A 23,444-nucleotide genomic window follows, 5' to 3' on the forward strand; every position below is an offset into this window, starting at 1 on the left:
TAAACGATTTATAATGTAGCTGTTAAATAAAGAAGTTTGTAATAATTGAAAGCGATATCGATCTGCGCATTGGCCAGCTGTACCTCGGCCGAGAGTTTGGAGTTGCTCGCATCGAGCATATCGGTGATGAGCGCAAGCTCGTTTTTGTAGCGGTTGGCGATGACGGTGTAGTTCTGGCCGGCCAGCTCTACGTTCTTCTTGCGGGTAACCAGCTGTTCATAGGCCTCGATATAGCGCACATAGGCCGCCTGCACGGCCAGTCCGGTCTGTTCGCTCGCATCGTCATATCGCTCCTGCGTGCGGCGTATGGTTAGCTTGCTGCGGCTGGCCGCCTTGTTGGTCTTGTAGAGCGAGGCCAGGTTGTAGCTTATCCCTACGCCTACATACCAGTAGTTGAAATTCTTGTTGATGGGAGGAACCTCGATGGTGATAGGGCCGTCGAAATGGTTGCCGGCCATGAGGGCAATCTTGGGCAGGCGGTCGGACTTCACGATTTTATCCTGATGCTTGTTCATCTGCACGGCCAGAGCCAACTGCTTCAGTTCGGGCGAGTTTTCCATCGCCTCGTTTTGCCAGTAGGCCGCATCGCCCATGGGCAGCGTGCGCGACAGCAGGGTGGTGTCGGGCTCGATCCATACCGACTCGTCGAGCCCCAGGTTGGTAACCAGATTGCGGTTGAGGATACCCAGCGTATTCTTGATTTGCACGACGGTAAACTCGAGGTCCGAGAGCAGCAGCTCGTAGCGGGTGATGTCGTTTTTCAACGCCAGACCCTCGCCCTGCTTGGCCCGTATATCCTTGAGCAACTGTTTGGTCTGCTCGATATTCTGCTCATAAACCTTGATCAGATTGAGCTGCTTGAAGAGGTCGAAGTAGTAACCCGCCAGCAGGAAACGCACCTTGTTGCGGTCTTTGGCCCAGTCGAGCCGGGCATTCTGCTCTTGCAACTGTGCTATGGCGATACCGTTCGAAACGGCTCCACCCGAATAGATGATTTGCGAAACCTCCAGTGCAAAGTTGTTTCCCAAGTGAGGCATCGGAGCCCGTTCCACCTGCGTGAAATCACGCTCCATCAGGGTTCCATCGCCCAAGTAACTAAAAGAAAGTGAGGCATCTATGTCGGGTAAGCGGTCGTTTTTGGCGACTCTCACCGCCTCGTGAGCCTCATCGATTGCCGTAAACGAGGGGCGCAGTGTCTTGCTGTTGCGATCGGCCAGGTCGAAAATCTCGTCCAGCGTAAACACCCGACAGACCGGCTCCTGAGCACATGCACCACCTGCACATAACGATGCACACAGCACCGCTATGGACAAATAGAATTTGTTCATTCGTAAAAAAAATTATGAATTAAAAATGTAGGATTAACTAAAAAAGAATGTATTGACCGTAGCTATTGATCAATCGGAATTGGCCATTCCCCATTGGTGAAACGAATCGAGTTTTGTCAATACTCCACTACGAAAATTATAAATGCGATTGGCTATGTTTGGTCTCATCAGATACATGGAGCAATATACTCCATTCGGGGCGAAAAGGTACAAAAAGATTCGGTATCTGTAGCGATTTCCTCAAAAAAAACAGAAATATTTTTCTTCTATATATCTTTCTCTCATATACATACACGCTTTTTCCGTGGCTACAATCTACCCGGAAACACCCGCCGAACCACCCGGTCGAGGTACAATCTGTAAAACGGGTACAACTATCTGTAATTTGTCTATTTCGCATGCGCCATACCCGCACTACCTTTGCCATCGACCCCCTCAGGGGGGCACGATACGCAAGATAAAGAGAGACAGCACGGCATAGAAGGCTCGACCGAAAGGTTTTACGCCGGCCCGGCACGAGAAAAATTCGGGCAAAAAAGTGTTTTTCCCGGACCGATGCTCCTCGAAATAGAAAATCTTTGCGTATTTTCGTAGGTGATTTTCAGTCAAGAAATCATCATCACGACACACAGTATTTAATAGTAACACAAACTTCTATGTTACAAAAAATCAGAATAGTCGCTGCAACTATCTGCTTTGCACTCATCACCCTGCTGTTTCTCGATGTCACGGGCACACTGCACCTGTGGTTCGGGTGGCTGGCCCGGATACAGTTTCTCCCGGCCGTGCTGGCATTGAATGTGGGCGTCATCCTTCTGCTGGTGGTGCTCACCCTGCTCTTCGGGCGCATCTACTGCTCCGTCATCTGTCCGCTTGGAGTATTCCAGGACATCGTTTCGTGGCTGGCCGGCAAGCGCAAGAAAAACCGCTTCCGTTATTCGCCGGCCCTCTCGTGGCTGCGCTACGGCGTGCTGGTCATCTTCATCGCCATGCTGGTAGCCGGGTTAACCGCCTGGGCCGCCCTCATCGCTCCATACAGCGCCTACGGCCGCATAGCCACCAACCTCTTTGCCCCGATATACCGGTGGGGCAACAACCTGCTTGCCCTCGTGGCCGAGCGCATGGACAGCTATGCCTTCTACTCGACCGAGGTCTGGCTCAAGAGCCTCCCCTCGCTCATCGTAGCCGCGGTCACCCTGGTAGTCATCGTCGTACTGGCCTGGCGCAACGGCCGCACCTACTGCAACACCATCTGCCCGGTGGGCACCACGCTGGGGTTGCTGTCGCGGTTCTCGTTCTTCCGCCCCGCCATCGACACGACCAAATGCAACGGTTGCCAGTCGTGTGCCCGCAACTGCAAAGCCTCGTGCATCGATGCCAAAAATCATGCTATCGACTACAGCCGCTGCGTAGTGTGCATGGATTGTCTCAATCGTTGCACCCAACACGCCATTCACTACGTGCCCCGCACCCGACTGCCGAAAAACGAAAAGACGGCCGAAGCGAAAGCTCCCGCTCCCGAGGCAAAGGGGAACAACTCCCGCCGGGAGTTCCTGACCCTCACCGGCGTACTGGCCGGAAGTGCCCTGCTGAAAGCACAGGAGATGAAGGTCGATGGCGGTCTGGCTGCTATCGAAGAGAAAAAGATACCCAAACGGGCTACCCCCATCACCCCGCCGGGCTCGCTCAGCGACTCGCATCTGGCCCAGCATTGCACCGCTTGCCAACTGTGCATCACTAATTGCCCCAACCAGGTACTGCGCCCCTCGGGCAACCTGATGACCTTCATGCAGCCCGAGATGTCATATGAGCGCGGCTATTGCCGCCCCGAGTGCACGCGCTGCTCCGAGGTGTGCCCCACCGGCGCCATCCGCCCCATCACCGTAGCCGAAAAGTCGAGCATACAGATAGGGCATGCCGTTTGGGTGAAAGCCAACTGCATACCCCTGACCGACGGCGTGAGCTGCGGCAACTGCGCCCGCCACTGCCCCGTGGGTGCCATCCAGATGGTGGCCTCGGACCCCGCCGTGGCCGACTCACCCAAGATTCCAGTCGTCAACACCGAGCGTTGCATCGGCTGCGGTACCTGCGAGAACCTCTGCCCGGCCCGCCCCTTCAGTGCCATCTATGTCGAAGGCCACAAACAACACCGCATCATCTAACCCTTCAAAAAAAACGAGGAGACAATGGAAAACAAATCGAACAAAAATATAAATCGCCGCAACTTTCTGAAAGTGGTAGGCGGCACGGCCCTCGCTTCGGCCGCCGTACTGCCCGGCTGTAAAAACCGGCAGGAGGCAGCCCACACGGCCACCACCGAAGTCCCCACCGACCAGATGACCTACCGCACCAACCCCAAGACACAAGACCGGGTATCGCTGCTCGGCTACGGCATGATGCGGTTGCCCAGCATCCCTTCGCCCGACGGCACCAGCAGCACCATCGACCAGGAGGCAGTCAACGAACTGGTCGACTATGCCATCGCCCACGGCGTGAACTACTTCGACACCTCCCCCGTCTACATGCAGGGCGGGTCGGAAAAGGCGACCGGTATCGCCCTCAAGCGTTACCCGCGCGACAAATATTTCGTGGCCACCAAGTTGTCGAACTTCTCCAACTACACCCGCGAGAACTCCATCACCATGTATCGCAAGTCGTTCGAGAATCTGCAGGTCGATACCATCGACTACTACCTGCTCCACTCCATCGGCAACGGCGGCATCGAGACCTTCCGGGCCCGTTACATCGAGAACGGCATGCTCGACTACCTCGTCGAGGAGCGCAAGGCCGGCCGCATCCGCAACCTGGGATTCTCGTTCCACGGTACCCAGGCTGTCTTCGACGAGGTGCTGGCCATGCACGAGACCGTGCACTGGGACTTCGTGCAGATACAGCTCAACTACGTCGACTGGCGCCACGCCTCGGGCAATAACGTCAATGCCGAATATCTCTATGCCGAGCTGGAAAAACGACACATCCCCGCCATCATCATGGAGCCCCTGTTGGGCGGCCGCCTGTCCAACGTACCCGACCACATTGCCGCCACCCTCAAGCAACAGGCTCCCGAGTCGAGCGTGGCCTCGTGGGCATTCCGTTTTGCCGGCTCTCACGCCGATGTGCTCACCGTGCTCAGCGGCATGACCTACATGGAACACTTGCAGGACAACCTGCGCACCTATTCGCCTCTCGACACCCTCACCGAGGCCGATCTGGAATTCCTCGAAGAGACGGCACAACTGATGCTGCGCTACCCCACCATCCCCTGCAACGACTGCAAGTATTGCATGCCCTGCCCCTACGGGCTCGACATACCGGCTATTCTGCTCCACTACAACAAGTGCATCAACGAGGGCAACGTGCCGGCCTCGTCGCAAGACGAAAATTACCGCAAAGCGCGCCGCGCTTTCCTCATCGGTTACGACCGCAGCGTACCCAAGTTGCGCCAGGCCAACCACTGCATCGGATGTGGGCAGTGCGTATCTCATTGTCCGCAAAGCATCAACATACCCAAGGAACTGCACCGAATCGACCGCTTTGTCGAGGAACTGAAACAAGGTAAAGAATTTTAAACTCGCTTATGGAATACCGCACATTAGGACGTACCGGCATACGGGTAAGTGCCATTGCCCTCGGCTGTGAGGGCTTTATCAACAAAAGCGCTCAAGAGGTGAAGGCCGACTTCGACTTTGCCATCGACCGGGGCATCAACTTTGTCGACATCTACTCGTCGAACCCCGACCTGCGCGACCACATCGGGCAGGCACTGGAGGGCCGCCGCGACCGCTTCGTCATACAGGGACACTTGTGCACCACCTGGGAGAACGACCAGTACCTGCGCACCCGCGACCCGAAGAAGACCATCGAGTCGTTCGACTCCCTGCTCAAGCAGCTGCGCACCGACCATGTCGATGTGGGCATGATTCACTACGTCGATGCCGAGAAGGATTTTCACACGGTCTTCGACCACGAGATTATCGAGACTGCCCAACGGCTGAAGGCCGAGGGCAAGATACGCCACATAGGCATGAGCAGCCACAACCCGCTCGTGGCCAGCATGGCGGTAAAGACGGGCCTCATCGACGTGCTGCTCTTCTCGATAAACCCCTGCTACGACCTGCTCCCGCCCAACGAAGATGTAGATGTACTCTTCGATCAGCAGAGCTACGCCGGGGCCCTGCACAACATCGACCCGGCCCGTGAGCAGCTCTATGCCCTGTGCGAACGCGAAGGGGTAGCTATCGACGTGATGAAGGTCTTCGGCGGCGGCGACCTGCTCGACCAGGAAAACTCGCCCTTCGGTTGTGCCTTCACCCCCGTACAGGCCATCGACTACGCCCTTACCCGCCCCGCCGTGGCTGCCGTCATGCTGGGATGCAAGACTCAGGACGAGATGGCTGCCGCCATTGCCTGGTGCCAGGCATCGCCCGAAGAGCGCGACTACACCGCGGTGATGACCCATCTCGACCGGTTCTCGTGGCGCGGACACTGCATGTATTGCGGCCACTGTGCCCCCTGCACGTCGAAAATAGATATCGCCGCCGTGAACAAATTCTACAACTTGACTGTTGCACAAGGTGAGATTCCCGAAACCGTACGGGAACACTACAAGGCGCTCGAGCACCATGCCTCGGAGTGCATTGCCTGCGGCGCTTGCGAAACGCGCTGCCCCTTTGGCGTGCAGATTGTCGAGTCGATGCAACGGGCCGCTCAACGATTTGGCTACTGACACAGTCGCGCAAAGACAAAAAAACGAACATGAAAGAGAAAGAAGAGAGTCCCTGCAAGGTACCCTCTGGTGCCGCGCTGTGAAAACGCGCCAGGTATCGCCGGGCTCATCTCACCCGAATAAACAAGTTGTAAAACAATCAAGAAGATTTGTATAAACGAATGAGGACAAAACTTTTACCCCTGTTTCTATGCTTTGCCGGAATCGCTTCGGCACAAACCGACTCGCTGTCTAACTCCTACCTGGCCATGGCCGGAAAACCCTCCGACCCGATTCACATCGGCGAAGTGGTGGTGACCGGTACCCGCAACGAGACCGACGTACGGCATCTGCCCCTCACCGTCTCGGTCATCGACCGTCAGGAGATCGAGCAGAGCATGCAACCCTCGGTACTGCCCATACTCACCCAGCAGGTGCCCGGGCTCTTCATCACTTCACGGGGTATCATGGGCTACGGCGTATCCAACGGTGCAGCCGGCGGCATAGCCCTGCGTGGCTTGAGCGGCGGCTCGGGCCGTATGATGGTACTTATCGACGGACACCCGCAATATGCCGGTATCTTCGGGCACCCCATCTCCGACGCCTACCAGTCGTTCCTGGCCGAGCGCGTGGAGGTGCTGCGCGGCCCGGCCTCGGTGCTCTACGGTTCGAACGCCATGGGCGGGGTAATCAACATCGTCACCCGCCAGTTGCACGAAGAGGGGGTAAAGACCAACGTCAACCTGGGATACGGCTCGTTCAACACCCTGCAGAGCGAAGTGACCAACCGCATCCGAAAGGGTCGGTTCACGAGCCTCATCAGCGGCTCGTACAACCGCACCGACGGCCACCGCTCCGATATGGGTTTCGAACAGTATGGCGGCTATGCCAAACTGGGTTATCGGGTTACCGACAACTGGAACCTGCGCGGCGACGTAAACGTGACCCACTTCAACGCCTCCTATCCGGGCCCGGTGAGCGCCCCGCTACTCGACGGCGACCAGAGCATCACCCGCGGCATGACCTCTTTTGCCGTGGAAAACAAATACGAGAAAACCTCGGGTGCCGCCAGCTTCTTCTACAACTGGGGCAACCACTGGATTAACGACGGTTATACACCCTCGAAAGGAGAGACCCCGCAAGAGAGCCGATTCCTCTCGTTCGACAACATGATGGGCCTGTCGCTCTACCAGAGCACGCAGTTCTTCCCGGGCAACCGCATCACCGTGGGCTTCGACTGGTTCCGCTACGGCGGCCATGCCTGGAACAAGTTTGTGAGCGGCGAGAAGGCGGGCACGACGAGCGACCTGGTCGACAAGCACGAAGACGAATTGGCCGGTTACGTCGACTTCCGCCAGGACATGGGCAGCTGGCTCACTCTCGATGCCGGTGTGCGCGTAGACCACCATTCGCGAGTAGGAACCGAGTGGATACCGCAAGCCGGACTCTCGTTCCACCTGCCCCGTACCATCGAACTGAAGGCCTCGGCCTCGAAGGGTTTCCGCTACCCCATCCTGCGCGAGATGTACATGTTCCCACCCCAGAACCCCGACCTGAAACCCGAGTCGATGTGGAGTTACGAACTGGCCTGGGCCCAACACCTGCTCGACAATAGCCTCACCTACGGCATCAACCTCTTCTACATCGACGGCAAAAACCTCATCGTCACCCTGCCCAACCCCAACGGCACTGGCATGCTGAACCAGAACACCGGCAAGATTGAGAACTGTGGCGTGGAGGGCGAGATAGCCTACCGCATCGACCCGCACTGGTCGGTCGAGGCCAATTACAGCTACCTGCACATGGAGAATCCCGTCGTGGGTGCTCCCGAACACAAACTTTACGCTGGAGCCCAATACACCCACAAGCGGTGGACCGTATCGACCGGCGTGCAATACATCGACAACCTCTACACGACGGTAGGCGACAACCCTCAGACCGAGGAGTTCGTCTTGTGGAACCTCAACGCCTCGTTCCGCGTGAACCGCTGGCTCGACGTGTGGGCCCGGGGCGAGAACCTGCTGGCCCAGCGCTACGAAATCAATGCCGGCTACCCCATCCCACGGGCTACGGTCATGGCCGGTGTGAATCTGAACTTCTAAACCCTAAACAATACAGCCTATGCAATCCAAATTCATCTCGATGGCCTTGTGGGCATTTCTCCCGGTCATGGCCGGCATCAGTTGCAGCACACAGGCTCAGAATCAGGAGCAACAGCCCTCCCAGGGAGAGCAACAGGTTGCTCGCGTGTACATGTTCAAAGAGATCTCTTCGGAGAATCTGGTCAAAATCTACGAAGCCCTGGGCCGCGAAGCTACCGGCAAAGTGGCCGTAAAACTCTCGACCGGCGAACCGGGCGGGCACAACTTCCTGCAACCTTCACTCATTCAACCGCTTGTGCAAAAGGTAAACGGTACCATTGTCGAGTGTAATACTGCCTATGGCGGCGGACGGGCCGACACCGAAAGCCACCTGAAGGCAGCTGCCGACCACGGCTTCACAGCTATCGCTCCGGTCGACATCATGGATGCCGAGGGTGAGGTTGCACTGCCCGTGCAGGGAGGCAAACACCTGAAGGAGAACTATGTGGGGGCTCACTACCCGCAATACGACTTCACCATCATCCTCTCGCACTTCAAGGGGCATGCCATGGGCGGATTCGGCGGAGCCATCAAAAACATGTCGATAGGTATCGCCTCGTCGGGCGGAAAGGCCTGGATACACTCGGCCGGGAAGACCAAAAGTAACCCTTGGAGCAACCTGCCTGCCCAGGACGATTTTCTGGAGTCGATGGCCGAAGCGGCCAAATCGGTAGCCGACCACTGCGGCGACAAAATTCTCTACATCAGCGTAGCCAACAACCTCTCGGTCGACTGCGACTGCGACGCTTCGCCCGAAGCGCCCCGGATGGGCGACATCGGCATACTGGCCTCGCTCGACCCCGTGGCCCTCGACAAAGCCTGCACCGACCTGGTGCGTGCCTCGAGCGACCCCGGCAAGGTGCACCTGATCGAGCGCATCGACTCGCGCCACGGCATGCACACCCTCGAGTATGGCGAGCAGATAGGACTGGGCACCCAGAGCTACGAACTGATCACCCTCGACTGACGGCCCACTGCTGCACATCGATATAAACAGAAAATCCCGACTCACGAATGAGCCGGGATTTCTTGTATCATCGGGCCTGCACTGAGGCCCTGTTGCGGTTACTCGACAATCGTGGGCGTAGTCTTGCCGTCGCAATAGCCATAGTAAGGACTGGCAGGTTCGTAGCTTTCGTCTACGAGACCGGTAGCATCGTCGATATACTGCACATTCGTCGGGTAGGTACAATGCTCGATTTTAGAGCCGGCACCGTCGTTGAACTGGCCGATGAAGCCCGAGATGTCCGAACTTGCGAAACCACGACGCATACGCATAATCACGTTCTCGGCACTGCAATTGGTAAATGCCACACCGCGGCCACCAACCACTTGACCTACCAAACCACCAGCCTGATAACCGGTTATCGTCACATCATCGACCGAGCAATTCTTCAACCAGGTATTGCCGCCTCCTATACCAATCCAACCGACGAGGGCACCCACATTCTGGGTCTGCAAATTGTCGGAGGCCTTGATGCGTACGTGGCGGGCCTGTACGTTCTCGATATTGACTGTCGTACTGTAATTGGCTCCGGTGTATCCGATGCAACCGGCAAAGTAGGCATACTCTTTGCTGTGGTCTACGGGGTTACCGTCGGTATCGACATCGACCTCACTGTTGGCCAAACCGTTGATGGTGATGTTTTCGAAGGTCAGGTTCTTCATCACACCCTCAAATTTACCCCATACGCCGGTGTAGGCATGATAGGTACCCAGCACGAAGGGGCCCCACTTGTATTCATACACGGCACCAAACTGTCCGTTCATGGAGAAGTTGCGCAGCACGTGGCCCTGACCGTCGACCGTATAGGTGTTCTCTCCGGTGGTATAGATGGGTTTCCAGTCCACACCGTTCATGTCTATATCGTTCTCGAGAAGAATGGTCGTAACGGTAGCTCTCTGCTTTTCGGTTCCGTCGGTATCGGTATAGGTCTCGGTAACCATCTCCGTGATATGGTCGGGCAACCAGGCAAACTCGTCGCGGGTGCTGATGCGATAGACTCTCACGGTCGGCCCGCTGGCATTACGAGTCTCCTCCAGAGCGGGTTGCACCGGAGTCACGGGCGAAGATTGCCACCACTCGGCACCGTCGATCCACTCGTTTACAAAGCCCTCTTCGATATTGATGGTCATGCTTCCGCCCACAGTGAGCAGGTTACCCAGAATCGTCGTCAGGTAGTTGCGCTGTATGGGTATGTTGGTGGTAAAGTCTTTGGTAAGAATCGACTCCGTACCCTGCAACCAATCTACACTGAAGTGAATGGCCTGTTGCACATCATTGGCAATCAGGTAGTCGACAAACAGCGTACGGTTGTTGGCCGTGGCGTCGTAGCCCCCTTCGTAGAACTTATCGCCCGAGGCATCCTGCTGCAACGTGGCGGTATAGACCACCGACGCGTCGGCATCGGCACCGCCCGAGGCTTCGCCCGTCACGGCGTTCAGCTCGACAAACCGGGTGCAATCGTGATACGAAACCTTGAAGTTGTCGGGCATCTTGGCACCGCTCGAGCCCCAGTCGGTAGTCACTACCCGCAGCTTGGCAAACGGACGCTTCAGCGTCATCGTCTCACCGAAGGTCTGCGACACGGCCACATTCTTGGCCAGGAAGTAGGCATCACGGCTCTCGTCATTCAACTGGGCATCCACACTATCCTGTATGGCAATGCGGGTAAAATCGGCCGTATTGTAGTGCAAGTCGGCCGTCTCGCCCTCGCGCACAAAGTCGGCCCAGGCTACAAACTTGTAGGTATTGTTGGGCGTCAGTCTGAAGTTGAAGGTAACCGGTCCGTAGGTATCGACCGTCTTCAACTGAGGCTCAGCAAGCAGCGTAGAACCGTCTTCGGAGTAAACGGCTACCTGATAACGCAAGTCATACTGACTCCAGTCTACATTCACCAATCCCCCTTGACCACTGTTAGTCCCCGGTACGGCACGCGTAATCTGTAAAGCTTCGGGAGCCTCAAAGCGAAGCGTTATCTCATCGCCGTTGGGGTTCAATCCCGGCTCATCCATCACTTCGGAACAGCTGGTTGCCAGTCCCAGCAACACCATTCCCATTAAATAATGATACTTTCTCATAACAGAACTATTAAAATTATAATATAACTAAACTGTCTTTTCTATTCCAATCAAATCAATCGGGTATGACCACCACAAACTCATCGTCGAAATCGTCGTCGATACCTATATTGCCGCTACCTATCTTCTTGGTCAGGAACGGTCCCCGCAACACGGTCTCGTGGTTGCGGTAGAGCGGTATATCTACATTCTGATAGTGGTTTATCTCCTCGCCATCCGTGTTATAGATAAATATATCGACAAGCACATGATCTTCGCGACCGTCGTTGGCCAACACATAGTCATAGGCCAGCAGCACTTCACCGCCGCTGGGTTCGTCGGGCGGCATCATCTCCATCGTACGCGACTCTATAAAGGCATTCAACATACCACTCTCGACATTGTATCCTACCCCTACATATTGTTTATATACGACTCGCACCAACAGGTTGTTGACCGAAGCCCGACTGCGTTTTTTCGAAAACTCGTTCCAGTCGGTCGCCCACAGATGGAACCGGGCCGAAGGACGCTTCATGTAGACCGGCACCAGCGGCTCTCCCGAGGGGGTTGCCGTCGCCGTACTGCCCGGTGTAGAGACCGAAATCTCTTCGCCATATCGCCCTACGGTTACCGAGAAGTCGCAACTACCCGCTGCCGCATTCTTATGGTGATTGACCATAGGGGTATGGTCTATATTCTCTCTCACGGCATTCAACTGCTGGGTATCGAAATGCCATTCACTCACCCGGACTTCGGGGGCATAATCGGCCCACGACAATACCCGGTAGTAGCCCTGAGGCAACTGGAAAGCCAGCGTATCTTGCGGAGGCTGAGCCAACCGGTCGACCGAAAATTCCCGCCGATCGACCAGGATACCCTTATCGACCGAGGCTCCGGCCGACGGCAGTTTGTAGAGTTCGACTATAAAGCGGACACACAGACGTTCGTCGGGGATATAGCCCGTCGCCTGCTCCTCGGGCAGCTCCTGCACGATACTGTTCCCGGTCTCGTCGTAAATCAGGCCCTTGTAATAGAGCGGAGGGGTGCGGTCGGCATTCAACTCGACCATCACCAATACCTCGTTTGTGCGGGGATACTCGTGTATGGTCTCATCGCAGGCTGTAACCCCCAGCGACAAGAGACATATAAGTATTGCTATATAAGACAGATTCCTTTTCATAGAACTCTTACCCTCCTATTTCTTGCGGGGGAAAGCCCACTTGTACGACAAACTGATTCCGGCCCGGGTTACTCCCCAGTAAAAATCGGAACCCGAACGGAACAGTTGCCCGTCCTTCCGATTCTGATATACATCGTAGTCATACTCGGCAAACCCGACACCGATATTGAACTCGACACCCCACTGCTTCTGCTTGCCCCACGAGAGGGCATATCCATAACTGAGACCCATGCCCCACAACGCATGGTTGGGGTCTTGGTAGCGACCCTTGTCGTTGACGGCGACATTGAACCCGACCACATGGGTATGCAACCCGATGAAATGGCCCTGCATCACCTGGCCCGGCCACCAGCGCAGCTCGGGCTGGGTAGCCAGTAAACGCAATTTGCGCGTGGGGGTAATGTCGTAGGGCGAGTACCATACCGGTATATCGAGTGTGCCGTGCGGCCACAACTCCACCTCTACCCCGGCGTTGGCCGTGGCGGCTGCCAGAAAGAGCAGGTTGGTCTTCACGGCCAGGTGCCACTTGCGGGGCTCGGCCACCGATACGGGATTTACCGCCGCCGGCTGTACGGGCCGGGGGGCCGGTATGCCGTCGCAGAGCGGCAACAGCTGGGGCTCGGCCGGCAGGTCACGAGGCTGTTCGTAACAGACAATGGCCATGCGGGCATTGCGGAAGGGAGGGAATACGTCGTGAATAATCCGATGCCACGTATACCCCTTGTCGAGAGCCATGATTTTCCGCTTGCGCCGCTCGTTGTCGGGCTCGGTACGCAAGATTTTCATCACCTCCTCCTTGTGGGGTATCTGTGCCCCGTTCTCGAGGGCAACCTCAAACGAATACCAGTCTTCCCACAGATTCACCACCTCCATCTGGTCGCGCGGGAACCCTGCCTCCTCGGCCAGATAGCGGGCCAATGCCTGCGAACGGTATTCGCCCAACTTGTAGTTCCAGGCCTTGGGGCCCTCGGGCGAGGCACTACCGCCTATCCACACACAGGCTATGCGCACGGCCGGATCGACCTGCATCCGGCGCAGCACCTGCACGATACTGTCGAGCTGGCGATTGGGTACCAGATTGTACTTGTTGACCCGAAAGACAACCGGAATAATCGAGGTGTTGTGAGAATAATAGACCGAGTCAATCTGGCTCTGAGGCAAGAATACGACATACTCGGGATAGGTAGCCCGAGGGAAAGCGGTCTCTCGAGCCTCTTGCGCATGAAGCAGTCCTATCGCCAATGCGCATAATATGGATAATAGCAACCCCCTTTTCATATAGTCATCGTTGCCTATTCCTTTTTTGTGTTCCTATGGTATATAACCGCTATCGGAATATTTTGGTTTGAGAACTATTTTAATACACCCAGTCACAAAGACAGAATAATATTATAAATATGCAAAATAAATTAAGAAAATCTATCCATCCTTTTTAGTCCTATTCCAATACCTGACTTTCAATCCTAAAAAGAAGGCTGTGCCCAAACTGAAAAATTTGGACACAGCCTGTTGAATGAAAACGATGAGTCTACCCGTCAATCACCTCAGAACATCAGTTTCATGCCGGCGAAGTAGCTGCGGGGCATCGAAGGTCCGTAGATGTAGCCCGAATCGCGTTCCTTACCCTGGTCGAAATCGCGCTGATAGGCGTTGAAGATATTCTGCACACCGGCGTTGACCTGCAACGTGATGGCCTTGTAGAGCGAGAAGTCATACGACACCTTGGCCGTCATGTCGAAGAAGTCGGGGGTAGTCACCGCCACATCTTTGGCTATGTAGCCCTTCATGTGCTGTACCAGCATGGAACCCGTGTAGGTTCCCGAGAGGGCAATGTTCAACGGCTTCACCGGGGTGTAGGTGGCGGTGAAGTAGCCATACCAGTCGGGGGTGCGGAAGATACGACGCTCGGCAGGCACCGACTCGTCGTCGCTCCACTGCTCGGGCTGGGTATAGTGGCTCCGCTGCCAGGTGACACCGGCCTGCAGCTGCACGAGCGAGAGATAGGCCACCTTGCCCTCGACGGTCACACCGGCCACCTCGGCCCCCTTGCCGTTGCGGCGCTCCTTCACCTTAGCGTTGTGGGTCTGGTCGAACCCGACCTCCTCGAGCACAAACACATGGTTGAGCCGGGTGTAGAACCCCTCGAGCAACAGGTTGCACTGGAAGGCTCCGAAGCGGCGGTACATGTCGGCCGAGAGGCTCACGCTGTGCGACTTCTCCTCCTTCAGGTTGGCCGCCTGCTGGATGATAGTCCCCTCGCCCCCTACGGCAGCCACGTGCAGGTCCTCGTCGTAGGTTTGCGGAGCCCGGAAACCCGACGAATAGCTGGCCCGCAGGTTGACGTTGGGCGTGGGGTTGAAACGCACATTGGCCCGGGGACTGAAGATAACGTGATCGATAAGGTTGTGCTTGTCGAGCCGTCCGCCCACGAGGAAACTCCAGCGGTCGTTCTTCCACTCGTTCTGCAGGAAGGCACTCTCGATATGCACCTCCTGGCGGGTGGTGCGGTTGTAGCCCTTCATCTCGTCGCGCAGCTTGTCGTAGTTATACTCGATACCGGCAGTCAGGTCGGCCGGCATGAAGAGACAGCGGTCGAAACTGTAGATATACTGTCCACCGGCTACCACCGTCAGGTCGCTGGTCTCGCCATAGGCATCGAGGTTCTGCTTCGTGCCGTAATAGCTGTCGCGGTCGATATGCTGGGCCGAAGCGTAGAGATTGATACGGTGTTTCTCGTTGGGAGTAAAGAGGCTGTAGCTGAGTCCTCCCCCGTTAATCGAGTGGTTCAACTGCTCGGCAATATCGGCCTCGTGGGGCGGACGGTTCAACAGGTTACCACCCCGGCGATACTCGTTGATGTGGTGATACTCCAGCGTAAGCTTGGAGTAGTTGCTGGTCTTCAGGTAAGAGCGGAATCCCAGCGTCTGCCCCTTCAGCTCGGGCAACTCGGTGAAGCTGTCGCCGTCGTGGTCGTAACCGGCACGCTGCCGGTTTTGCCCGAAGACATAGAGCCCCGCCTTGTTGTCGTCGGTCACGAGCGAGGCGTTGAGCGACGTGTTGTTCTCGAACTTGCCGCTACCTCCTATCGAGGTAATCGTGTGTGCCAGTGAACCGCTGTTGCGCAACGGCTCTCGGGTAATGATGTTGATGGTACCCGCAATGGCCGACGACCCGAAGAGGGCCGAACCGCCGCCCCGCATCACCTCTACCCGCTCAATCATGTTGGCCGGAATCTGTTCCAGGCCATACACCCCCGACAGGGCACTGAAGATGGGACGCGAGTCCATGAGTATCTGTGTGTAGGGACCGTCGAGCCCGTTGATGCGCACCTGCTGGAAGCCGCAGTTCTGGCAATCGTTCTCGACCCGCACACCCGGCTGAAAGTTGAGCCCTTGGGCCAACGTGCCGGAGTTGGTATTCTCGAAGGTCTTTATGTTCAGCACATTGACCAGCGTAGGGGCCAGTTGCCGCGTAGTCTCGCTGCGGTTGGCCGAAACCACCACGCCGTCGAGTGCCACGTCACTCGGCTCGATTTCGAAATCGATTTCCAGCGTCACACCCTTTTTCAGCGACACCTTCCGCCGGCCCGTCTCATAACCTACCGACGAGGCCTCGAGCACGAAATCGCCCTCGGGCAAATTCTTCAGAAAGTAGTGACCCGAACCGTCGGTCATCGTCCCCACGGTGGTCCCCTTCAACGAAATCGTGATGTAGGGCAGGTGTTCCCGCATATGCTTGTCGAGCACATGGCCCACAATGTTTATATCCAATGTTTTCTGAGTTGCCGTTTCGGCACGACTCACGCCGATATGCCACAGGCATATCACGCATAAAATAATGTATTTCTTCATTTTTTTCGATTCTGAATAGTTAAGACTCATCCATCCCCCACTCGCCAAGAGCAGGAGTAAACCTTCTGTTTCCTCTTATTTTACAGAATCGAAACGGGCGGAGCACGCAACCCGTGAGCCCCCCACTGCCTGAGTGTGCGTACGAAGCGGGTAGCCGGATAGAACAACCGGCACGAAAAGGCAAACAGCACAGCCGAAAGCAGCACCCCCACCGACGGCTCGGCCGTAGTGAGATGCGACAAAGCGTGTATGAGTTGAAACTCGGTAGTGGTGTGGCCGTGATGGGCCTTGGGATTGTAGGGGTGCGAGTGCACGATGGTCACCCCGTTTACCACGTGCGTGTGGGTAAACAGCGAAATGCAACCTATATATGAAATGAACAATACAGGTAGAAAGTATTTCGCTATGGAACGGAGCAGCCTGTTCATAATCTTTCGATTATCAAAGGCACAAAGGTAGGGCTTTTTATCTTACAATCCAATACGACAGGCAGAAAGAGGTCCATATTTACCTACAATCAGGTATCTCACTCCCCCACGGCTTCGGGCAAGGCGACAAAGGTGTAACCCCTCTTCTGCAAGGTGCGGATGAGCCGCTCGAGATAACGGTCGTAGAACTTGTCGGTGCGACGCTCATCGGTCCCCAGGTGGAAGAGCAGAATATGGCCGTTGAGCCCCTCGCGCTTCTCGACCTCCATCACCCGGTTGTAGATGTCCCGGCTGCTGCGATAGTTGGTCATGTCGGGGGTGGTATAATCGGCATTGGTCCAAGTGCCGGGAGTGAAGTTGACGATGCGCAGCCCCATGCCCCGCGCCCAGGCGGCGATGGTCTCGTTGTAGTATTCGTAGGGCGGCACGAAAATGCGCGTCTGTGTCGGGTCGATACCGGCCCGGCTCATGCGGCCGTAGATAGCTTGCATATCGCTCTCGAACTGCTGCCGGTCTACCAGCGTAGAGTCGCGACGCTCCCAGGCACAGTAGAGCAGATGCCCGTCGCTGTGTGCCCCCACGTAGTGGCCGGCTTGTATCAGTTGTGCAATGGTTTGGGGAAATCGTTCGTAAAACTCGCCCGTGAAAAAGAACGAGCCTTTCACGCCGCACTGCTGCAAGGTCTCGAGGATACGCCGGGCTCCGTCGTTCTTGTCGGCCGCCGTGAAGACGAGCGAAATCTGCCGCTTCGAGCGGTCGGTGCGCACAATGCCGCCACAGGCATACTCGTTGCGGTCGGGCCCTGCGGCCTCGGCTCCCTCCTGCTGCAGCGACGAGAGCAGATAGCTGAGGCTGGCCGTACCGTCCATCGTGGGTTCGTTGGTCGAATAGTCCTGCATGTCGTCGTGATAGACAATCTCGGCCGACTGGAACGGGGCGTAAGGGTCTTCGCGCGAGAGACGAACCCCTCGCAGGTTGTTGAATATCGAAGCATAGACCGGCCCGTCGACCAGTCCGCCCACGGTCGTACCTGCCCCCAACGCTATGAGCGGCGTGTGAGGGTCTATGGGATAGTCGCCCCACAAGGGCAACTCGGTAATCATGCTCGTGCCCCAGGGGTTACAGCCAAAGAGCCAGTCGATGAGAGCCGCCTCCATCTCGCGATAACGGTCGTCGCCCGTCAACTCACGATAGAGCCGGCACTGGGTAGCCACGGCCACCGTCAGGTTGTTGGAGCACCAGATGGCCGGCACCCCGTTGAGGAAAGGATTCCCCTCGGCCCGCTCTCGCACCCGCTCCAGGCCGCTGCGCAGGTTGCGGGTAAACTCGCGGCTCACGCGGCTGTCGTCCACCCCGGCCAGGTGATAATGGCCCAGGTTGATAAAGGGATACCACTGATAGTGGCGGGCACTGTCGGCCCCCATCCAGGGGGTTACCGGTTCGAATCGGCCATACTCGACCGCCTCGTTCAGAAACTGCGGCTCGCCGGTCGAGAGGTAGAGTTGAGCAGCAGCCAGCTCCATATCGTCGGTCCAATTACACTCTTCGTAAATATAGGGCGAAACCACCGATGCCGTTTGGCACACACCAGGATGCTCCACACCGTGACGATAGGCGTCGCGGGCCTTGGCCAGCAGCGTATCGGCCATCGCGGGATAGAAGTCGGCCAGCACCCGGGCCCCCAGCGCAAAACACGAGGCATACTTGCCGGCCGTACTGGCCACGCCGGTGGTGGCGTTGGTAAACTCGCCCCGCACCTGGGGCTCGCCCGAACAGTAGTAGACGGGACGTCCCAGCCCCTTGCCCCAACCGTAATCGATCTCGTCCTGCGAAGGCAGTTTGAACCCTTTGTGGTCTCGGTCGTCGGCTATCTGGTTATACATCTCGCCTTTCGACGGATTCATGCGGTTGAGCCAGTCGAGCCCCCATTTGATTTCGTCGACGATGTCGGGGATACCGTTGGTCCCGGGCAGGCCGTTGGCATCGTAGGCATCGCCATACGCTCCGGGATTCTTCAGGTAGGCAAACATCATCTGATAGGTGGCGTTGGCCGAGGTGGTCACGTACTGCAACTGGTCGCTCGCATCGTGCCAGCCGCCCCGCACGTCGATGTGTTGGCCACTGCGGGTGGGGTGATAGACGATGTAGCCGTCGTGGGTGTGACAGCTGTCGCGCTCGAAGGGATTGAAGCCGCAGCGTTGCTGACGCATGTAGCGCAGGATGAAGTCGGCCGTGCCGTCGTACACCCGATTGCCGATAACAAAGCGAGGCGAGAGGGCATCGCCGGCCCTCAGCCGATAGGTACCGGGCCGATTGCAGGCGGTGAAGTCGAGCCGATACATGCGTTGCATCCGGCCCCACAGGCCCGCAGCCCGAGGGGTGTCGAAACGCATCACCTCCTGACCGGTACAATCGTCGACCAATGCATACGACTCCAGGTCGATGGCCTCGTCGCTCATATAGACGGCCACCTTGGGCGAAGCGGGCAGATAGCCCAACTGGTTCACCCGTATCCACTCGCCGCCCCAGACGGCCGTACCGAGAGAGAGCGCTCCCGCCACGAGAGCCCCGACAATCTTTTTCATGTCTTTATGCTTTTACTGGTTTCTTAATCAACAGCAACAGCCCGATGAAGGTAAACAGGGCATTCATAATCAACAGTTCGTAGCTGAACGAATAACCGCCGAACCAGGCCTGCGAATTGCGGTCGAGAATGAAGCAGAGCACCGGCGAGGCGATGGCCACCAGCGGGATATAACGGTCGCGCACCTGTGCCTTCACAAAGATACCGAAGGCAAAGAGTCCCAGAATGGGCCCGTAGGTATAGCTGGCCAACGTATAGACGGCGTCGATGACACTCGTGTTGTTCAACAGGTTGAAGATGAAGATAACCACACCCATCACCACGGCCATGCCGATATGTACCCGTTTACGCAAGTGCACCACCTGCTCTTCGCTCTTCCCCTTCACGCCCAGAATATCGACCGTAAACGAGGTGGTAAGCGCCGTCAGGGCCGACCCCGCAGCCGAATAGGCCGACGAAATGAGACCCACGACAAACAGAATACCCACAATCAACGGGAAGTAGCCTTGCGTGGCAATCAGCGGGAAGAGTTCGTCGCTCTTCTGCGGAACGGCTATCCCCTCGGTAGCGGCATAGACATAGAGCAGCACGCCCAGCATCAGGAAGAGGGCATTCACAAAGAACTGCGCAATGCCGCTCGTAATCATGTTTTTCTGCGAATCCTTGGAGTTTTTGCAACTCAGGTTGCGCTGCATCATATCCTGGTCGAGTCCGTTCATGGCAATCATCGTAAAGACACCGGCCAAGAACTGCTTGAAGAAATAGCGTTTGTCGTTCACATCGTCGAAGAAGAACATCTGCGACATCTCCGACCCGCGTATCGTCTGCCACATTCCACCCAGGTCGAGGTGCAGGTCGCTGGCGATATAGTAGATGCAGAGTATCACCGAAACGATGAGACACACCGTCTTGAGCGTATCGGTCCAGATGAGCGACTTCACTCCGCCCCTGAAGGTGTAGAGCCACACCAGCCCTACGGTGAAAATCACATTCAGGATAAAGGGCAGATGTAGCGGCTCGAAGACCAGCATCTGCAACACCACGCACACCAGAAAGAGGCGCACGGCAGCGCCCAACATCTTCGAAATAAAGAAAAACCAGGCCCCCGTGCGATACGACGAAAGGCCGAACCGGTTCTCGAGATACTCATAAATCGAAACCAGATTCATGCGGTAGAACAGCGGCACCAGCACGTAGGCGATGAGCAACTGCCCCACGATGAACCCCAGCACCATCTGCAAATACGAGAATCCGCTGGCGGCCACCATACCGGGCACCGAGATGAAGGTCACCCCCGAAATCATGGAACCAATCATGGCAAAGGCCACCACATACCAGGGCGACTTGCGATTGCCCACGAAAAAACCTTGATTGTCGGCCCGGTGACCTACCACATACGAAATGCCGAACAAGACGATAAAATAAGCGAAAATGGTGATTAAGACAACTACGGGTGTCATGTGTTTCAGCTATTTAAGTTTACGGTTATTACTCTTCATACAACAGATAAGGACGGCGTTGCTCCCTGAACTTCTCCACATCGTCGTGCCACATGGTCTTGATTTCGTCGGCCGACTTGCCCTCCTCGATCATTCGGCGCACATAATCCACACCGATTAGCTTCTCGAAGAAGGAGCGGAAGAAGTGGTCGCCCAGATTGAGGTTGCGATAGGCATCGATCACATACTCGAGATTCAGCCCCTTGGCCCAAATCTCCTCGTCGGTAAGCCCCGTCAGGTCCACGCCATAGCACTTCTTGTTCAGTTGCGGCGGATTCTTGGCCCCCGGTACGCTGCGCGGCGTAAACGAAAAGTCATACCCCTTCATGTTGGGGTGACCATACACCTGGAAAGGCCAGTCGGTACCACGCCCCAGACTCACCGGCGTAGCCTCGAAATAGCAGGTCGAGGGATAGAGATAGACGGCACGCATATTCGGCAGATTGGGCGACGGAGGCACCGGCAGCACATAGTGCGTCTGGTGCGTGTAGTTCAGGCAAGGAACCACCGTGAGGTCGCACACCCGGTCCTCGGGCAGCCAATGCTCACCGTTCACCATGCGAGCCAACTCGCCCAGCGTCAGGCCATGCACCACAGGGATAGGCAACCACCCCACCCCCGACTTGTACTTCATGTCGAGGATAGGTCCATCGATATAGTGCCCGTTCGGATTGGGCCGGTCGAGCACAATCACCGGGCGGCCAAACTCGGCACAAGCATCCATCAACTTCACCATCGAAATATAATAAGTATAGAAGCGAAGCCCCACATCCTGAATATCGACCAGCAGCACATCAAACGAGTGCATCGACTCGTCCGACGGTCGGCCCGACTTGCCATCGTACAGCGAACTGATTTTTATTCCCGTCTTGGGATCGACCGATCCCGCCACATGTTCACCCGCATCGGCATCGCCGCGGAAACCATGCTCCGGCGAAAATATCGTCACCACATTCACACCGTCGGCCACCAGCATATCCACCAGATGGCGGTCGCCCACCATCCCCGTGTGGTTCGAAAAGACAGCTACCCGCTGCCCCTTCAACGCCGGATAATACTCGCCCGTACGCTCGGCCCCCACCACTACGCGGCTATCCTTGGCCCGGCATACCATCAGTGCAAAACAAAATAACAACAGAAACAGAAATCTCTTTCTCATGGTATCTATATGCTCAAAATAAATAATTCACAATTTATTTGTAAATGTAAACATATTTTCAGAGTAAGACAACCGCGATAAATATATTTAATAGATTTTATCAACTATACAGAAAGTACAATTGCCATGCCCCACATGAAGAAAGATAGAAGAGTCGCAAAACTCCGCCTTTATCGGGCAGGGAGCGGGCAAGCCAGAGATGGATAGAGGACGAGGAGTGTCTGAGCCTGTGGCGAGTTCCGCAGCCCCCGACGATGGCGCAACCTGCGACCAACTCGGCCCGATAACAGCGGCGGCGCTTCTTTTGTGTCACCCCGCACAGCGATGCGGGGTCCAGTTCATGACCCAAGAGGAATAACAACGGGGACTCTCTCCCCCCCAGATATTTCTGGATACCGCGTCAAAGCGCGGTATGACTAAGGGTGTCACCCCGCACTCGATGCGGGGTCCAGTTCATAACATAAGAGGAATAGCAACAGTGACTCTCCCCCCCGGATATTTCTGGATACCGTGTCAAAGCGCGGTATGACTAAGGGTGTCACCCCGCACTCGATGCGGGGTCCAGGAAAGGGCCGAAAAAAGAATGTATTTTGCAAGTGCTTCTGCCGGTATTCTCTGGATACCGCATCAAGCGCGGAATGACCAGATGACCGCATCGGGGGGCGATGATTAAAACGCGCAGCCCTCCGGCCTATGGGAGAAAGCGGAAAGAAAAATGGCGGAGAGGGACGAACAAGGGAAAAAGATGTTTGAGCCGAAGCGAATCAGTCGAAGGGCCCGGAGCAGTAAAGCCTGTGGAATAAATAACGATGTGGAATGAGCCCGGCGAGTTCTTTTTCGCCGGACCTCTCCGCCATTTTTAAGCTTTCGGACATCAGCCGGGAGCTTTCTTTTGGCTTCCCTTTTCTTTTGCGGGAAAAGAAAAGGGGAGATTCAGGACGCACGGACCGTGTATTCCTACTGGCCCGAATGGTACTGTCGGCTGTTTTCTTTTGTATAAACAGCGGCTATATCCTGGATTCCGCATCGAGAACCGTGTCAGGGGTGATGACTAAAACGCGCAGCCCTCCGGCCTATGGGAGAAAGCGGTGGGAAAAATGACGGAGAGGGACGAACGTGGGAAAAAGATGTTTGAGCCGAGGCGAATCAGTCGAAGGGCCCGGAGCAGTAAAGCCTGTGGAATAAATAACGATGTGGAATGAGCCCGGCGAGTTCTTTTTCGCCGGACCTCTCCGCCATTTTTAAGCTTTCGGACATCAGCCGGGAGCTTTCTTTTGGCTTCCCTTTTCTTTTGCGGGAAAAGAAAAGGGGAGATTCAGGACGCACGGACCGTGTATTCCTACTGGCCCGAATGGTACTGTCGGCTGTTTTCTTTTGTATAAACAGCGGCTATATCCTGGATTCCGCATCGAGAACCGTGTCAGGGGTGATGACTAAAACGCGCAGCCCTCCGGCCTATGGGAGAAAGCGTAAAGAAAAATGGCGGAGAGGGACGAACATGGGAAAAAG

15 protein-coding genes (1 of these 15 only partly in view) are annotated in these 23,444 nt (G+C 56.3%); 6 read left to right on the forward strand and 9 right to left on the reverse strand.

Translation table 11 applies throughout. From position 1 onward, the window contains the following. Nucleotides 1–8 precede the first annotated feature (8 nt). Nucleotides 9–1,328 (reverse strand): TolC family protein, encoded by a 1,320-nt coding sequence (locus ABGT88_RS12150; protein WP_346702356.1) that lies wholly within the window; start codon nt 1,326–1,328, stop codon nt 9–11. Between the two features lie 656 nt (nt 1,329–1,984). On the opposite strand from ABGT88_RS12150, the gene ABGT88_RS12155 reads away from it, so the two are divergent. The 5 genes from ABGT88_RS12155 (at nt 1,985) to ABGT88_RS12175 (ending at nt 9,141) form a co-directional block, all read left to right on the forward strand. Further along, nucleotides 1,985–3,490: a 4Fe-4S binding protein gene (locus tag ABGT88_RS12155; RefSeq protein WP_346702358.1), complete on the forward strand. Its 1,506-nt coding sequence runs from the start codon at nt 1,985–1,987 to the stop codon at nt 3,488–3,490. A 24-nt stretch (nt 3,491–3,514) separates the two neighbouring features. After that, a complete protein-coding gene (locus tag ABGT88_RS12160; protein WP_087409638.1) occupies nt 3,515–4,897 on the forward strand; it encodes an aldo/keto reductase in 1,383 nt (460 codons plus the stop codon). An 8-nt stretch (nt 4,898–4,905) separates the two neighbouring features. Beyond that, nucleotides 4,906–6,054, forward strand: coding sequence for an aldo/keto reductase (locus ABGT88_RS12165; RefSeq protein ID WP_346702360.1), 1,149 nt, complete (start codon nt 4,906–4,908; stop codon nt 6,052–6,054). Nucleotides 6,055–6,302: 248 nt separating this feature from the next. Further along, entirely contained in the window at nt 6,303–8,135 is a 1,833-nt protein-coding gene (locus tag ABGT88_RS12170) for a TonB-dependent receptor (RefSeq protein ID WP_346702877.1), read from the forward strand. A 19-nt stretch (nt 8,136–8,154) separates the two neighbouring features. Beyond that, complete coding sequence (locus tag ABGT88_RS12175) at nt 8,155–9,141, forward strand: DUF362 domain-containing protein (protein WP_087409641.1); 987 nt, start codon at nt 8,155–8,157, stop codon at nt 9,139–9,141. A gap of 98 nt (nt 9,142–9,239) precedes the next feature. Here the strand turns inward: ABGT88_RS12175 and ABGT88_RS12180 are convergent, their stop codons facing one another. From ABGT88_RS12180 to ABGT88_RS12215, 8 genes are all read right to left on the reverse strand, one after another. Then, on the reverse strand, nt 9,240–11,255 hold the full coding sequence (locus tag ABGT88_RS12180; RefSeq protein ID WP_346702363.1) for a DUF6562 domain-containing protein: 2,016 nt from the start codon (nt 11,253–11,255) through the stop codon (nt 9,240–9,242). A gap of 55 nt (nt 11,256–11,310) precedes the next feature. Beyond that, nucleotides 11,311–12,414, reverse strand: a complete 1,104-nt coding sequence (locus ABGT88_RS12185) for a DUF6562 domain-containing protein (RefSeq protein WP_346702365.1) — start codon at nt 12,412–12,414, stop codon at nt 11,311–11,313. A gap of 15 nt (nt 12,415–12,429) precedes the next feature. Beyond that, nucleotides 12,430–13,692, reverse strand: a complete 1,263-nt coding sequence (locus ABGT88_RS12190; RefSeq protein WP_346702367.1) for a DUF3575 domain-containing protein — start codon at nt 13,690–13,692, stop codon at nt 12,430–12,432. Between the two features lie 266 nt (nt 13,693–13,958). After that, complete coding sequence (locus ABGT88_RS12195; protein ID WP_346702369.1) at nt 13,959–16,265, reverse strand: TonB-dependent receptor; 2,307 nt, start codon at nt 16,263–16,265, stop codon at nt 13,959–13,961. An 80-nt stretch (nt 16,266–16,345) separates the two neighbouring features. Further along, on the reverse strand, nt 16,346–16,693 hold the full coding sequence (locus ABGT88_RS12200) for a hypothetical protein (RefSeq protein WP_298662970.1): 348 nt from the start codon (nt 16,691–16,693) through the stop codon (nt 16,346–16,348). Between the two features lie 98 nt (nt 16,694–16,791). Continuing rightward, nucleotides 16,792–19,278, reverse strand: coding sequence for a glycoside hydrolase family 9 protein (locus ABGT88_RS12205; protein WP_346702371.1), 2,487 nt, complete (start codon nt 19,276–19,278; stop codon nt 16,792–16,794). Between the two features lie 4 nt (nt 19,279–19,282). Then, entirely contained in the window at nt 19,283–20,737 is a 1,455-nt protein-coding gene (locus ABGT88_RS12210) for a sodium:solute symporter (RefSeq protein WP_087409647.1), read from the reverse strand. A gap of 28 nt (nt 20,738–20,765) precedes the next feature. Further along, nucleotides 20,766–21,935: a DUF1343 domain-containing protein gene (locus tag ABGT88_RS12215; protein ID WP_346702373.1), complete on the reverse strand. Its 1,170-nt coding sequence runs from the start codon at nt 21,933–21,935 to the stop codon at nt 20,766–20,768. 1,198 nt (nt 21,936–23,133) lie between these two features. On the opposite strand from ABGT88_RS12215, the gene ABGT88_RS12220 reads away from it, so the two are divergent. Next, on the forward strand, nt 23,134–23,444 hold the 5' portion of the coding sequence (locus ABGT88_RS12220) for a hypothetical protein (RefSeq protein ID WP_346702375.1). It continues 253 nt past the right edge of the window; the window shows 311 of its 564 coding nt (coding positions 1–311); the start codon lies at nt 23,134–23,136; the stop codon falls past the right edge of the window.

Origin of the sequence: Barnesiella sp. An22 (assembly GCF_963931395.1) — a bacterium.
Classification (GTDB): Bacteria; Bacteroidota; Bacteroidia; order Bacteroidales; family Barnesiellaceae; genus Barnesiella; species Barnesiella merdigallinarum.